Here is a 15,795-nt window from a genome sequence, read left to right on the forward strand (position 1 = left end):
GGCCTTATAAAACAATCAATTCATTTTTCAAAGAATTGGGTAGTACTATATTTAAACGTTTAAGTTCGTACGAGTTGATAAATACTTTGCTGCTAGGTGAAATGACTTGTAACTCCATTGGTGGTATTCCTTTGTTTAAAATGCTTTTTAGTAAATCAGCTGCTTGCACTCCAGATTGAACATAATCAACTCCAAATTGCATAAATGGGGCATCTTTTTCGCCTGTCCAAGTTGTAATTAGCGGAATTTTTGCTTTATCAGCTATTTGTTTAACTATAGGGAAAGCGGAAGCAATTGTATTATCTGTTGGAACAAGAACTGCTTGAGAGTTTAAAACAGCATTTTGTGTAGCGGCTGCAACATCTGCTTGACTATTTACTCCATTTTCCTGAAATTCAATACCTATTTTTGTTAGTTCTTCCTTCATTTTCTTTACTAAGAGCACCGAGTTGGTTTCTCCTGGATTATAAAGTAATGAAATTTTACGCAAATTAGGAATCAATTGTTTAATAATTGTTACTTGTTTTTCTACGTCTGCCATATCTGTTGCGCCCGTAATATTTGAGCCAGGAAATCGTAAATGTTGCCCATCAGGATCTGTCACTGCCGCAAAAAGAATAGGTCTGTCCTTTATAACTGCTTTTAGAGCTTGAACGGCAGGGGTAGCTATTGCATAAAATGCTTTTATGTTTTCATTTGCTTTAAAGCTAGATGCAATGGCTTGTGCTTGTACTATAGATCCTTGCGCATTTTGCTCAATTATGACTAATTTATCTCCGTATTCTTTCTTTAATTCTGATATAAATCCTTCTTTTGCTTCGTCTAAAGGAGGGAAAGATGCAAATTGTAAAATTCCAATAGAAATTTGACTAGAATCAACTTTTTTACGTTTTAATAAAACAACTCCTGCTAAAATTGCTATAAGAATCGTAAATAATAAAATAATTTTTTTACTCATTTTTCAATTTCTCCAAATAATTTATTCTAATTTAAATTATAAGATTAATATAATTAATATTCAATTTTTGAAAAGGGGAATATTTTAAAAATAAAATCGATAGGCAAAATAGAAGCTAAAAAATGTGGATGACGTTAAAAATAAAGTGTTTCGTTGTTGTCGATTTTTAAGAAGTACTTTTAATAACGTTTCCATGATACGCTCCATATTTGCAAGATCTAGGCTTAGTAGAGATATTAACTACAGACCAGACGGAGCTAGTTTAACTAATATCTCTTCTTAATGCAAGAGTTAAATATGGAAATTACAATAAAGTAACAGAGTTTTTAATATTTTCTGGTAAAATGACATTGTATTTTTTTAATTCTAGGGAGTTAATATATATTTTACTACTTGGGGAAATAAACTCTAATTCTGCTGGTTTTTTTCCTTCTAAAAGTATTGATCTTAATAAGTTAGCTGCTTGAATGCCTGATTGAGTATAGTCGACGCCAAATTGCATAAGAGGAGGGTCTTTTTCGTTTGTACCAGTTGTAATTAAAGGAATTTTAGCTTTATCAGCAATTTGTCTTACAATAGGAAAAGCTGATGAAATTGTATTGTCTGTTGGCACTAAAACAGCTTGCGCATTCTGAGTTGCATTTTGAACTGCTGCAGCAACATCTGCTTGACTATTTGCGCCGACATCAAGAGCTTTTATATTATATTTAAATAATTCTTCCTTCATTTTTTTTACTTGAATTGTAGAATTTGATTCAGCTGGATTATATAATATTGCTATTTTATTTATGTTAGGAAGTAACGACCTTAATATTTCAATTTGTTCAGCGATATCTGCCATATCTGTTGCGCCCGTGATGTTTGTTTCAGGGGAATTTAAATTTAAACCAACAGGATCGGTGACAGCAGCAAAAATAATAGGTCTGTCTTTTATTTCTGCTTTTAAAGCCATAACCGATGGTGTGGCAATAGCATAAAAAGCTTTTATATTTTGGTTTGCTTTGAAACTTGAAGCTATTGCTTGTGCTTGCACTACTGAGCCTTGTGCATTTTGTTCAATGAATTTAATATTATTACCAAGTTCTTTTTTTGTTTGTTCCATAAAACCTATTCGAGCTTCATCTAATGCAGGAAAAGATGCAAACTGTAAAATTCCAATGGTTATTTCATCGGGATTTTGTTTCATTCTATTCATTAAGACAACAGCTAATAAAATGATTATTAATGAACTAATTAATAAAATACTTTTTTTATTCATTTGTACTCCAATTTAAATTTTAAATGAAAATTTCATTCAGAATTTTAGATTAATATTAAATTTTAAGCAATGAGAAAAGTTTAAGAATCAATAGGCTAGATAATAAGAATAATAAGATTTTGGAGTAGTTTTTGCTATTTTATTTTGTTTGAGTTTATGAACAATATCTCGAAATAATTTTACTAGCATAACAAACTCCGAAAAATATCTAAACAAAGTAACTTGTTAATTTTGTTTAGAAGAAAAAATAAAAAACCCAAAAAAGTTTTTTACGAATGCAAGATGAGGATATAACTAAAAGGCTTTAAGTGCAACCCAAAATCAATATTGCGAGCGCTAAAGTTAAAAAATATTTTTTCGGTAAAGAGATCTTACTACTCCAATAATTTTGTCATCAGAATGATTACCAAAAGGAATTGGTAAATAATCAGGGTTTTCTGGAATTAGAATAGCATTAGGTAATTGCAGATCAGCTTCAAGCGAATTGATTAAAAAAGAGATATTTTTTTCATATTGAAAAGAGCCTTTTTTTGCAAATCTTTTGATTGTCGTTTCTGAATAACCTAATGCAGCAACAACAATGTCATTGTCTTTTGCTTCTGAACAAAGCTCTACTAGCACAATATCCTTTGGTAAAAGGCCGGCGTGTAGCATGCTAAGTCCTTCAATTTCAAGAGCAAATAGTTTACTAGCTTTATTTTTTGCTATGTTTGGAAAAGAAATATAATCACCAGAGGACTCAATTGCTTCATGTGGAGAACCAGCTGCTACTCGACCTATCAATGGAACCCGAACGGAATTCTCGAACCCTGGTAAAACATGATCAGTATTAGTCATGAAATTTTGCGTTTGTGAACTGGACCCGTTTTTTTTTGTCGGGACAAGGTGGCTCTGAGAATAGTATTGGTAAAAATATTCGCTAACTTCTTTTGTAGGAACAATTTGTCTGGATTTACCAGGTACATTGCTTAATAATAACCCTTTTTTTCTTAGGGCTGCAATGACATCTTGCGCACTACCAATTGATTTCCAATTAAAGTAACTTGCTATTTCTCTAATGGTAGGCGGAGTTCCAGTAGCATCCATATGGTTAAAAATAAAATCCATTACTTTAAATTGTGCACTTGTTAACTCAACCATAGGAAGCCTCAAAAGAAAAAGGTACCATACTTTTATATGGTACCTTATAACTCTATTTAAAAATATAAGTCAATAGGTATTATTACCGCTTTAGAAGTTTGTTTTCTTTAAGCCACTGTTGGATAAGTAGATTTATATTTTCAAATTCATTTTTTGAATTTAATGTCACTATGACATCTTTTTTTTCTTTTGCATTCCAGGTTAGCTGTCTTTTTGCGTATTGCCATGTAAGAGTTGAAATGCGTTCAAGCAATTCAGGCGGTGCTGAGAGTGAGTCTAATTTTTCATTGCATTTTTTTTCCTCAAGAATAAAATTAATTATTTCTTGATATCCAATTGCTTTCATTGAGTTAAAATTTAATAGTTGTTCTCCATAGTTATCTAATAAATTGGTTACTTCAGATATCCAATTTTGGGCAAAAAGAAGGGGAACTCTCGTTTTAATTTTTTCTTTTAATGCAGATTCATTAGGTTCTAAATGAATGAGAAATGATGGAAATAAAGTGCTTTGCTCTCCTAAATTACTAGTTTTACTTCTTAGAGATGACATGGGTTTGCCCAGAAGATAGTATAATTCTAAAGCACGTTCAATTCGCGTTTTGTCATTGGGATGCAGCTCACTTGCACGGATAGGATCGACCTTCGCTAGTTCAGAGTGACAATGGGGCCAGCCATAGCTTGCAGCCATCTGCCGAATTTTTGTTCTGATAGCTTCATCCCTTCCTGGGAGAGAATCTAACCCATGTAAAAATGCTCTTAAATAGAGTCCGCTTCCTCCTACGCAAAGTGGAATGACTCCTTTGTTATATAATTCTTGGCATTGAGTATGAATTAATTTTGCATATAAATTGGCATCCATTGCTGCATCGGGTGGGAGTAAATCTATGCAATAATAATTATATTTATTTTGTTCTGCGAAAGATGGTTTTGCTGTACCAGCTGTTACGTGTTTATATATTTGAAAGGCATCTAGGTTTACTATAGCAAACTTTACATGTTTTTCTTTAAAATAATCATAAATTTGATGAGCTAATGCACTTTTTCCACTTGCTGTAGGTCCAATAATGATAACAGCTTTGAAATTTATTTGTGAACTTAAGTCCTGAGAAACCACGAAGATACATCCTTACTAGTAAATTTTCGAATTACAGGTCTTCCATGTGGGCAATGTGAATAGAAGTCAACATCACTCGCCCTTTGCAAAAGTCTTTGTACTAACTCAAAATTTAGGGGATCTCCAGCTCGGATTGCACTGTGACAAGCCATCGTTGCAAATAGAAGATGAAACAAGTCTTCGTCATTCAGTTGCGAAGGTATTCTGTTAAGTTCTTCTTGAATACCTGCAGTAAATTTCGATATTTTTTCAAATATTGGATAAATTTCACCTTGAGGTAGTCCATTTACTGCAACAATTCTAGTTATAATTTCATCAAATATATCAGGAATTTTTTGTACATTTAAAAAACTGGGAAATGAATGAATTGCGATATGGCTGTTTTTCAACTTTTCTATTTCAAATCCTAATGATAAAATTTTTCCTTTATTTTCCATTATAATGTCAGATAAAATTTCTTGTGAAGGAATTATAATGGGTGCTAGTAATTCTTGTCTAGGAGTTTTGCTTGCTTTATGACTAGATAAAATTTCTTCATATAATATTCTTTCATGAAATGCATGCTGATCTAGAAACCATAATTCTTTTTCGAATTCTAATAATATATAACAATTATCAAATTGCCCCAAATATTTTGCATTAGCAAACGGATTAAATTTTTCTCTACTACTAGAAATAAAGGGAATAAATTTTTCGTCTTTACTAGAAAGATTTAGGCTTTTATCTGGTTGAGAAATATTGCTACTATTTTCAATAATTTTAGGCTTACTTTCAGAAACTGGCATTTTTAATTTTGCCACTTCACTGCCTTTAATGTGTGATTGATAATTTGGTTTTTGGAAATATTTTTCTTGATTAAATTTAGGATTTTCTTCTGATTTAGAAATTTTAAATATCGAAGAATAATCATCTGATTTAATATATTTTTCTTCTAATTTTATAGATTTTTCTAATATGTCTGGAGCTTTTTTTTCTTTGATTCCATTTTTAATTTGATCTTGCACCGCAATAGAAATGAATTCTTGTACTGCTAAAGTATCATAAAAACGAATTTCTGTTTTAGAAGGATGAACATTAACATCAATCCAACTAGGATCCACTGTAACAAAAATGATTGCAGGTGCGACGAGACCTTTTAACAATAAACCCTGATATCCTTGTAATATTCCAGAACGAATAACTTTATCTTTTACATAACGACCATTGACAAAAGTTATAAAATGGCTCGGGACGCTTTTACCAAGTTCTGGTTTTCCAACAAATCCAGTTAACTCAAAAGAACCTCTTTTAAAATCAAGTTGGATAAAATTACTTTTTTCGACCCCAATAATATCAGAAAATCTTTCTAGAAAGGTCTTTTTTTGCACAAAATTTGATACTTCTCTTCCATTATGCATAAGTTTAAATGCAATATTTGGATTGCAAAATGCCATTGCAGTAATGAAATCATGAATATGCGCAAATTCTGTCGCAGTTGATTTTAAAAATTTTAACCGCACTGGAACATTTTTGAATATTTCTTTTACTTGGACAACAGTTCCTTTCGGCATAGAAACATTTTTTATGGAATTTTTTTCTCCATAGTTTATTATTAATTCAGAGCCATAATCTTCTTCTTGAATTCTTGAACGCAGAGTGAAATTAGATACCGAAGCTATACTTGGTAGAGCTTCGCCGCGAAAACCAAAGCTAGTAAGATTTTCTAAATCTGTGAACTTATTTATTTTACTAGTGGCATGTCTTTCAACAGCAATAGATAATTGCGATGCAGGAATACCTTTCCCGTCATCTGTTATTTTAATGAGTTGTTTTCCCCCATCAAGTAACTCAATAAAAATGTTTTTAGCGCAAGCATCAATGGAATTTTCTACAAGTTCTTTCACAACATTATAAGGTCGTTCAACAACTTCGCCTGCTTTAATTTGGTTTATTAAATGCTCAGGAAGCTTTTTTATAATATCAAATTGCAATCTTTATTCCTTTTTTTAAGCTCATTTTTGGGGGATATAAAATTATTTATTTATTTATTTCTTTCATTGCTAAAACTAATTTGTTTATTATTTCAGCATCAGTTTGTTTACTTATTGAAAGATATCTTTCGCCATTAATTTCTTTTACATGAAAAGATTTTTTTACTAAATAATTTAAATTTTCTTTGACATTTTTCTTCCAAATATACTCAATATTTTCAGCACAAATTGCAAAGTCACATTTTTTTGCTATCAATCCATGAATCGCTTCGCTTTGATCAGAAAATCTAACTATATTTGGAAAGTTTTTTTCAGTTAGATATTGATCTCTAACATCATTTCTTACAACACAAATTGAATATTTTTTTGCTTCTTCCAGGGTTTTAATTTTAATTATGCTTTCCGTTTTTTGATACAAGTAAGTATTTATATGAAATAAAACCCCAACGAAATTAAAATATTTTTCTCGTTCCGCATTTTTAGCCATAGGAAAAACAAAATAATTTTTTTCTCGTTTTGCCATTTCATAGCTTCTTGCCCAAGGATAAACTTTAAGATTTTCTTTTAAATTTGCTTTTTTAAAAATTTTCCGAACTTTATCTACAATCGGACCTTTTAGTTGGTCTCCATCAAGTTCAATAAGTCCTGGGAGTTCTTCTGTAAATCCAATTAATTCTTGTCCATAAATACTGTTGAAACCAATAAAATTAAAGATTATTGCAAATAAAATAAGTTTTTTCATAAGATTCTCTCTTTTTTATTCGTAAAACCAAATAACATTAAGTTAAGATAACACAGACAAGAGGACAAAACTAATGAGTTTGATGCGAATGTTTTTTTGACATAATGTATTCACTAATTGCTAAGAATACTGTGGATGCAATGAATGTTAAATGGATAATGATTTGCCATTTAATTTTTTCAATATCTGCAACAGAAATATCAATAAATGAACGCAATAAATGTATACTTGAAATTCCTATTAATGAACTTGCAAGTTTTACTTTTATAGTTCCTGGATCTATGTGATCTAGCCAATCTGGTTTATCATCATGATTTTCAACATTTAATTTGCTAACAAATGTCGCATATCCACCAATAATAACCATTGCAAGTAAATTTGCCACCATTGTGAAATCTACCAAAGAAAGAATTCCTAGCAAGAGTTGAAGCTCTGTAGAAACAGTAGCTGAACCAATTATATGAACTAGTTCTTGAATAAATTTAATTGTATATGCAATTTGTGCAATAATTAAACCAAAATAAAGAGGGGCTTGCAACCAACGGCTTGCAAAAATGATGTATTCTAAAGTAGTTTCAATTTTTAATTTTATATTATCTTTTTTTGAAGAAGACATAGATATTCCTTTTATAAAATTCAAATATACTAAAGTATATTTTGACAAATCCATTTAGCATAATAAGTAACAATTAGATTTGCACCTGCTCGTTTCATGGCTATCATTGATTCATAGACAGCTGATTTTTCATCTACTAAATTATGCGAAGCTGCAAGTTTTAACAGAGAATATTCTCCACTTACTTGATAAATAGCGACAGGAACATCGACTTCTTGTTTTATTTTTGCTAGAATATCTAAATAAGGCAAACCAGGTTTCACCATTATAATATCTGCACCTTCTTTAACATCTAATTTTGCTTCTTTAACTGCTTCAAGACAATTTGCTGGATTTAATTGATAAGTTTTTTTATCTAAACCTCTAGCCCCAGAAGCTACTGCTTCTCTAAATGGACCGTAAAATGCAGAAGCATACTTCGCACTATATGCTAGAATATTTGTATTTATATATCCTTCTTTGTCTAAAGCCCAACGAATAGCTGCTATACGTCCATCCATCATGTCGCTTGGGCAAACAAAATCGACACCTGCTGCAGCGTAAGATAAAGCTTGTTTACATAATACTTCGACAGTTTCATCATTTAAAACATAATTATTTTGATCAATAATTCCATCATGTCCATGTATCGTAAAAGGATCTAAAGCAATATCCGCAAAAATTACTATATTTGGAAATTGTTCCTTTATTTTTCGGATAGTATTTTGCATGAGTCCATTGCTATTAAATGATTCTTTACCACTAAGATCTTTTTTACTTTTATCTATGACTGGAAATAACATAATTCCTTTTATTCCAAGCTGATTTATTTCTTCAACTTCTGAAAGAATTTCTTGAAAAGGTATTCTGTTAATTCCTGGCAAACTGGGAATTTCAAATCTTGTAGTACCAAGTTCAGACACAAAAATAGGATAAATTAAATCTTTTTTATTTAAAGTATTTTCTTCAACAAGTTCTCTTATTTGTTGATTTAATCTTAGTCTCCGAGGGCGAATGTGTGCATTTCCAATTTGTAAGTCTTTTATATTTTGATAGTTAGACATTTTTGCTCCAATTGATTGCATTTGATGTCAAAGATTGCTTCACCATTGCTGAATTCGGGGAAGCAAGCTAAGTATGTTCATTACAAGTTTATGAAGCAAGTCTTTTAGGCTTCTATGCGTAAGTTTTTTTTCTATCAACTTTGCAGTAAAAGATTCTCTAGGTTATATTTACAATTGCTTAGTGAGATTTAACATTTGATTGATCACTGAAAGTCCTTTGGAGAAGATGTATGCCACTTGTCCCTATCGTTGTTGAACAAACCAATCGTGGAGAACGCTCCTATGATGTATGGTCCCGTTTATTAAAAGACCGTATTGTTTTTTTAGGTACTCCTGTTTATGATGAAGTTGCTAATTTAATTGTAGCTCAGCTCCTTTTTTTAGAATCACAGGATCCTGAAAAGGATATCAGTTTTTATATCAATAGTCCTGGTGGCAGTGTAACTGCTGGTCTAGCGATTTATGATGCTATGCAAGTTATAAGACCTCAAGTAAGAACTTTTTGTGTAGGACAATGCGCTAGTATGGGAGCGTTGTTATTAGCTGCTGGGGCTAAAGGAAAGAGATATGCTTTACCTAATAGTAGAGTAATGATCCATCAACCACACGGCGGGGCTGGTGGTCAGGCAACAGATATTGAAATTCAAGCTAAAGAAATTATATCGTTAAAAAAACGCTTAAATCAAATTTTAGCAGCTCATACTGGAAAAAAGGTATCTGAAATTGAAGCCGATGCGGATAGAGATTTTTTTATGTCTGCCAGTGAAGCTAAGGAATATGGTTTAGTTGACGATATTTTATTGCCTAGATCTGACAGGATTGCTTTTACAGGCCTTTAATAAAGGTAGTTAATTTATATGATTAAGAATGGAATGAAATTTTCTTCAGGACGTGGCGGCTCAGGTGGAGCGCATGGGTTGCATTGTAGTTTTTGTGGCAAAAGCCAGAGAGAAGTTAAAAAACTAATAGCAGGTCCTAACGTATATATCTGTGATGAATGTATTGAACTCTGTAATGAAATCATTGCTGAAGAAATGGAAAAAGATGATGCTACACAAATCGCCGAAGGTGTACCTAGTCCGAATGAAATTAAAAAGGTTCTTGACGAGTATGTTATAGGACAGGAAAGAGCAAAAAAAGTTCTTTCAGTTGCAGTTCATAATCACTATAAAAGAATTGAACACGGAACGAGTGCAAATAAAGAAGATGTTGAACTTGCAAAGAGCAATATCTTGTTAATTGGACCCACTGGTTCTGGGAAAACATTATTAGCGCAAAGTATGGCTAGAATTTTGCAAGTCCCTTTTACTATTGCTGACGCAACCAATTTAACAGAAGCTGGATATGTTGGTGAAGATGTTGAAAATATTATATTAAATCTGCTTCAAGCAGCAGAATTTGATGTTGAGCAAGCGCAAAAAGGGATAGCATACGTAGACGAAATTGATAAAATAGCCCGCAAAGGTGAAAATACTTCCATAACTAGAGATGTTTCTGGAGAAGGCGTTCAGCAGGCATTACTTAAGTTACTTGAAGGAACAGTTGCTAACGTTCCGCCACGTGGTGGAAGAAAGCATCCGCAACAAGAATTTTTACAAGTTGATACAACTAATATTCTGTTTATTTGCGGTGGAGCTTTTGCTGGATTAGAGGAAATCATCCGCAATCGCATGGAACAAACAGCGATGGGGTTTGGTGCAGATATCAAAAACAAAGCTAAAATGACTGTTACGGATCTTTTTGCAAAGGTGCGAGTGGAGGATCTCCTAAAGTTTGGTATGATTCCCGAATTTATGGGAAGATTGCCGGTAATAGTTACTTTAGCAGAGCTAGATGAAGCCGCTCTTGTTCAGGTTTTAACACAACCTAAAAATTCAATTATTAAACAGTTTCAAAAATTGTTTAGTTATGAAAGAGTTCAGCTTGATTTTACTCCAGAAGCTTTAACTGCAGTAGCTCAAGAAGCTATCAAAAGAAAAACAGGAGCTCGTGGACTTCGAGCTATTTTAGAAGATGTTATGCTTGAAACAATGTTTGATATACCAGGGCAAAGGAATGTTAAGCAAGTAATTGTTACTCCAGAATGTATTAAAGATGGAAAAGCTCCTGATAGAGTTTTTCTTTCTGAAGAAGAAATTCAACAGCGGCAAGAACAAAGATCTCGTTCGCAGTCAACAGTTACTCAACCAGCGTCTACTACTGCAGCAAAAGCAAAATCAACTGCAAAAAAATAATTGAACATTTTTTTGCAGTACGTATTTTTTTCCCTCTGAAATTTTTTAAATTCCTGCCATTTTTGCGACTCACATAGTTTGTTTAATTCTGTAAAAATAAATAATGAGCATAAAAAATTAAAAAGGATGTTGTTGTAGAAGAGGTTCTTACTTCATGTCGCAAGGAATTGATAAAGTTGCAGACTGCCTTCCTTTGTTACCTTTAAAGGATATTGTTGTTTTTCCACAAATGATTCTTCCGGTATTTGTTTCTGAAGATATTTGTATGCGAGCAGTTGAAGCAGCTTGTGCTAAAGATAGATTTATTTTTTTGTCAGCTTTTCGTTCCGAAGTGAATCGTGAACATGAAGCTTTTATTGAACTTAAAGTTACAACTCCGCCTCCCTTTGATGTTTATGATGTCGGAACAGTCGCTACTGTCATGCGAACTAGAAAATTACCTGATGGACGAACAAAAGTTCTTATTCAAGGTGTTTCAAGGGCATACATATTAAGTTTAAAACAATCAGAACCATACCCCATTGTTAGTATGAAATTACTCTTGGATAAAGAAACTAATCAAGAAGGTGAAGCTTTATGCCGTGCTGTGAAAGAATTACTAGAAAAATTAGTACCTTTTGGGCGCTCAATTTCTCCTGATCTCTTAATGCTAATTGAAGATGTTAATGATGTCGGTCGACTAGCAAATTTAATAGCGAGTAACTTAGGCTTAAAAATTGTAGAAGCCCAAAAAGTTTTAGCGACATCAGATCCTTTTGAAAGACTTAGAAAAGTATATTCATTATTATTGAAAGAATTAGAATCTTATTCAAATAATAGCAGTAGAGGTTATTCACATAATCAAAAAGAAGAAACAGTTAAAAATCAAAGAGAACAATATTTAAGAGAACAATTAAAAGCATTAAAGCATGAATTAGGTGAATTAGATGGGAAAGAAGAAATAGAAGATTTCCGTGAAAAAATTATTAAAAGTGGGATGACTAACGATGCCCAAAATGAATGCTTAAAACAAGCACGTCGCTTAGAAAGAATGAATCAGGACTCAAGTGAAGCAACATTAACTAGAACATATCTTGAATGGATGATCGATCTTCCTTGGACAAAAATGAGCGATTCTAAAATTGAAATGTCGCATTGTAAACAAATTTTAGATGAAGATCACTATGGGCTAGAAAAAATAAAAGACAGAATTCTTGAATATATTGCGGTAAAAAAATTAAATCCTGAATTAAAAGGACCTATTTTGTGTTTTGTTGGTCCACCTGGAGTAGGTAAAACAAGTCTTGGTCGGAGTATAGCAAGAGCTTTAGGGCGAAAATTTGTCCGTATTAGTTTAGGTGGCGTTAGAGACGAGGCTGAAATAAGAGGACATAGAAGAACATATGTTGGAGCTATGCCTGGAAGGATAATTCAAACTCTTAAATCTGTCGGTACTAGAAATCCGGTAATGATGTTAGATGAAATTGACAAACTTGGTGCAGATTATAAAGGTGACCCAGCTAGTGCTTTGCTTGAAGTGCTAGATCCTGAACAAAATCATTCCTTTTCTGATCATTATATCTCAGTTCCATTTGATTTAAGTCAAATTATTTTTCTTGCAAATGCAAATAGGTTAGACACTATTCCTGCAGCTTTAAGAGATCGTTTAGAAATTATTGAAGTTAGTGGCTATAGTGAAGAAGAAAAAGCAGAAATTACTAAACAATATATTATTCCAAAGGTAATTGGACAAAATGGTTTGAATCCTGAATTAATTCAATTTCAAGATAATGCCGTTACATTAGTAATTAATTCCTATACCAGAGAATCTGGACTACGTAGTTTAGAAAAAAACATAGCAACTATAACTAGAAAGTTAGCTCGCTATATAGCTGAAAATGATGAAAAAGGGAAGGATAGAAAATCAGTAAAAGTAACTGCAAAAATGGCGAAGGAATTACTTGGTGAAGAACGTTACTTTAATGATGAGCATGATATTTATAAAAAAAGGATTGGAGTAGGTGTTGGTCTTGCTTACACACAAGCAGGTGGTGAAATTTTAGAATTAGAAGTTACATTAATGAATGGAAGTGGAAAACTAATTTTAACAGGTCAATTAGGTGATGTAATGAAAGAATCAGCACAAACAGCATTAAGCTGTGTGCGTGGTTTAGCAGAACAATTAAAAATTGAAACCGAAAAATTTACAAAATATGATATTCATTTGCATGTTCCAGCTGGCGCAATTCCAAAAGATGGACCTAGTGCTGGTATTGCTATTGCTGTTGCTTTAGTTTCTACATTGACAAATCAATTTGTTAGGCAAGATATAGCTGTGACGGGAGAAATTACGTTGCATGGTCGTGTTTTGCCAATTGGTGGTGTAAGAGAAAAACTATTAGCCGCATTAAGGTCGGGAATAAAAGTCGTTTGCTTACCCGAGAAAAATAAAGGTTCATTTTCTGAACTTCCATTAACAATTCGCAGGAAAATTGATGTTCGTTTTGTAAATAAATTAGAAGATGTCTTAAAAGAATGTTTGGAAAATTTTGGAAACTTTAAAGAAACAAATTCGTTTGAAGATAAATCGCCACAGTCTCGTGCAGATAGAAATATTTCAATAGGAGATGATTCTATTACTGAGGCGAATGGGTAGATGTTTATAAACAATTAAAGTAAATTCATTTTTAAATTATTGTTGTAATTATAAAAGTACGAAAATAATTTCAAAAAGATTACCAAAAAATAATAAAATGATTAATATTTAAGTAATTTAAATCAAAAACATAATTAAGTGAAAAATCTATAAAATATGTTTTTATGCAGAAATATCTATAAATATTTAAAAAAAATAAAAAATTAAAATTTACTTTACAATTTTATAGATTTTTATAAATAAGAAAAACAATTTTTATATTTATGATTTTCCTTTAGGCGGATGAAATATTTGATGAAAAAAAATTTTGCTATATTTAAGTTCAAAAAAAACTTTCTAATAACTTGTGCTACAAAAAGTGTTTTCTTTTCTTTGCAGGCAATAGCTCAAGATTTACCTAATACACCAGAGCAAGTGATTGATGAAGGAATCAGAAGGCAGGAAGAAAAAGCGAAAGAATATTCTGATAAAATTAAAAAAACAGATGATGTTTTAGCACCAGAAAAAGAAGTTGATTTATCAAAAGAAATTCCCATAGAAGATAATTGTTTTACTATTAATAAAATTCATTTTCTAGGCGAACATTTAGAATATTTTCCTTGGTTAGATGATGAAGTCAAATTTATATTAAACAAGTGTGTTGGATTGAATGGTCTACAAAAAGTATTAAATATTTTAAATTCGGAATTAATCAAAGAAGGATATGTAACAAGCAGAGTTTCAATATCAGAGCAAAATATAAGTTTAGGAAAAATCAAATTTTTAGTTCATGTTGGAAAAATATCAGAAATTAAAATGATTAAAAAGCATAACTTAGAAAAAATTGAAGATGAAAATTGGGGAACTTGGAAAAATGCTTTTCCTATAAAAGTAGGTGATGTTTTAAACATTAGAAATTTAGAGCAAGGTATTGAACAAATGCGTAAATTACCTAGCCAGAAAATAACTACTCAAATAGAACCAGGAAATGAAATTAATACAAGTATAGTATATATTTTAAGAGAAGAAATTACAATTCTAAGTAGAATAAGATTAGGAGTTACCTTAGATAACTCTGGTACTAAAGCTATGGGAAAATCTCAAATAGCTTCTTTTTTAGCATTTGATAATCTTTTAGGAATAAATGATATATTTAGTCTAAGTGCTATAAGTAATGCAGAAAATATTTATGAAGAAAATCATTCACAAAGTTTTACAGGCAACTATTTATTTCCATTTAAATTTAGCAATTTTTCGATAAGTAATACATATAGTAGGTATGCCCAAACTATAACTTTAACAACGGCAAAAATTTTAGCAAAAGGATATAGTAACAAAACTGATTTTAAATGGGATTATAACGTTTTAAGAGGTGCTTCCTACAAATTAGGAGTATATTTTAATGTTTCTTACAAAGTTGCTAAGAGTTATATTGGTGATGTTGAAATAATAAAACAAAGTAGAAGAATAACAAATTCAGAAGTAGGTTTTACCTATAAAAAACTAATAGGTAGAGCCAGTATAGATTATAGCTTAAGTTACAGAGAAGGGACAAGTTGGTTTAATGCACAACCAGATGAAATGCAATACAACAATGATGGGATGACAATTAGACCAAAAATTTGGTTATCATCACTAAGCTATCAGCAGCTTGTTTTACCTTGGGATTATCCAATTCAATTTTCATCTGTAACAAGGTTTCAATACACGCAAAATAAAACAGGTACAGCGGATCAATTTGCAATTGGAAATCGTTATTCAGTTAGAGGTTTTGATGGTGAAAATTCGTTAATAGCTGAAAGTGGTTATTCAATTAAAAATGATATTTATTTTCCTTTAAAATTTTTGCCAGAATTTATGTCTTCAATTGCTTATTTTGGCGCTGATTTTGGTCAAGTTTGGGGAAAAAGTGACATATATTTACCTGGAAAAATTCTTTCAGGTACTGTAATGGGTATTCAAGGAAAGATTACTAAATTTCATTATGACGTTGCACTAGCTGCACCAATATATAAACCAGAAAAATTTAAATCGTCTATTTGGAATTTATATTTAACATTATCAAGCAATTTTTAAAATAAATAATTTATAACAAAAGGAATTTGT

General features: G+C 31.5%; 12 protein-coding genes. 4 read left to right on the forward strand and 8 right to left on the reverse strand.

Annotated elements, in window-relative coordinates; genetic code table 11:
* Nucleotides 1–4: 4 nt before the first annotated feature.
* The 8 genes from QEJ31_RS13860 to hemB all read right to left on the reverse strand — a co-directional run bounded on the left by QEJ31_RS13860 (nt 5) and on the right by hemB (nt 8,841).
* Nucleotides 5–958, reverse strand: coding sequence for an ABC transporter substrate-binding protein (locus QEJ31_RS13860; RefSeq protein WP_280591010.1), 954 nt, complete (start codon nt 956–958; stop codon nt 5–7).
* 304 nt (nt 959–1,262) lie between these two features.
* The gene (locus QEJ31_RS13865) at nt 1,263–2,216 is read right to left on the reverse strand and encodes an ABC transporter substrate-binding protein (protein ID WP_280591011.1); all 954 of its coding nucleotides are present in this window, start codon (nt 2,214–2,216) and stop codon (nt 1,263–1,265) included.
* A gap of 342 nt (nt 2,217–2,558) precedes the next feature.
* Entirely contained in the window at nt 2,559–3,356 is a 798-nt protein-coding gene (gene lexA / locus QEJ31_RS13870) for a transcriptional repressor LexA (protein WP_280591012.1), read from the reverse strand.
* A gap of 82 nt (nt 3,357–3,438) precedes the next feature.
* A complete protein-coding gene (gene miaA / locus QEJ31_RS13875) occupies nt 3,439–4,470 on the reverse strand; it encodes a tRNA (adenosine(37)-N6)-dimethylallyltransferase MiaA (protein ID WP_280591013.1) in 1,032 nt (343 codons plus the stop codon).
* The gene (mutL, locus tag QEJ31_RS13880) at nt 4,452–6,440 is read right to left on the reverse strand and encodes a DNA mismatch repair endonuclease MutL (protein WP_280591014.1); all 1,989 of its coding nucleotides are present in this window, start codon (nt 6,438–6,440) and stop codon (nt 4,452–4,454) included. The genes miaA and mutL overlap by 19 nt, the downstream gene beginning before the upstream one ends.
* Before the next feature lie 46 nt (nt 6,441–6,486).
* A complete protein-coding gene (locus QEJ31_RS13885; RefSeq protein ID WP_280591015.1) occupies nt 6,487–7,182 on the reverse strand; it encodes a transporter substrate-binding domain-containing protein in 696 nt (231 codons plus the stop codon).
* A 70-nt stretch (nt 7,183–7,252) separates the two neighbouring features.
* On the reverse strand, nt 7,253–7,798 hold the full coding sequence (locus QEJ31_RS13890; protein WP_280591016.1) for a TIGR00645 family protein: 546 nt from the start codon (nt 7,796–7,798) through the stop codon (nt 7,253–7,255).
* Between the two features lie 29 nt (nt 7,799–7,827).
* Nucleotides 7,828–8,841 (reverse strand): porphobilinogen synthase, encoded by a 1,014-nt coding sequence (hemB, locus tag QEJ31_RS13895; protein WP_280591017.1) that lies wholly within the window; start codon nt 8,839–8,841, stop codon nt 7,828–7,830.
* Nucleotides 8,842–9,071: 230 nt separating this feature from the next.
* On the opposite strand from hemB, the gene clpP reads away from it, so the two are divergent.
* From clpP to QEJ31_RS13915, 4 genes are all read left to right on the forward strand, one after another.
* Nucleotides 9,072–9,680 carry an ATP-dependent Clp endopeptidase proteolytic subunit ClpP gene (gene clpP, locus QEJ31_RS13900; RefSeq protein ID WP_158997622.1) on the forward strand — a complete coding sequence of 203 codons (609 nt, stop codon included), beginning with the start codon at nt 9,072–9,074 and terminating at the stop codon, nt 9,678–9,680.
* 18 nt (nt 9,681–9,698) lie between these two features.
* Nucleotides 9,699–11,075 (forward strand): ATP-dependent Clp protease ATP-binding subunit ClpX, encoded by a 1,377-nt coding sequence (gene clpX, locus QEJ31_RS13905; protein WP_280591022.1) that lies wholly within the window; start codon nt 9,699–9,701, stop codon nt 11,073–11,075.
* A 154-nt stretch (nt 11,076–11,229) separates the two neighbouring features.
* Complete coding sequence (gene lon / locus QEJ31_RS13910; RefSeq protein WP_280591024.1) at nt 11,230–13,710, forward strand: endopeptidase La; 2,481 nt, start codon at nt 11,230–11,232, stop codon at nt 13,708–13,710.
* A gap of 294 nt (nt 13,711–14,004) precedes the next feature.
* Entirely contained in the window at nt 14,005–15,765 is a 1,761-nt protein-coding gene (locus tag QEJ31_RS13915) for a ShlB/FhaC/HecB family hemolysin secretion/activation protein (RefSeq protein WP_280591025.1), read from the forward strand.
* The last annotated feature ends 30 nt before the right edge of the window (nt 15,766–15,795 follow it).

It is taken from the genome of Pigmentibacter sp. JX0631 (assembly GCF_029873255.1).
Classification (GTDB): Bacteria; Bdellovibrionota_B; Oligoflexia; order Silvanigrellales; family Silvanigrellaceae; genus Silvanigrella.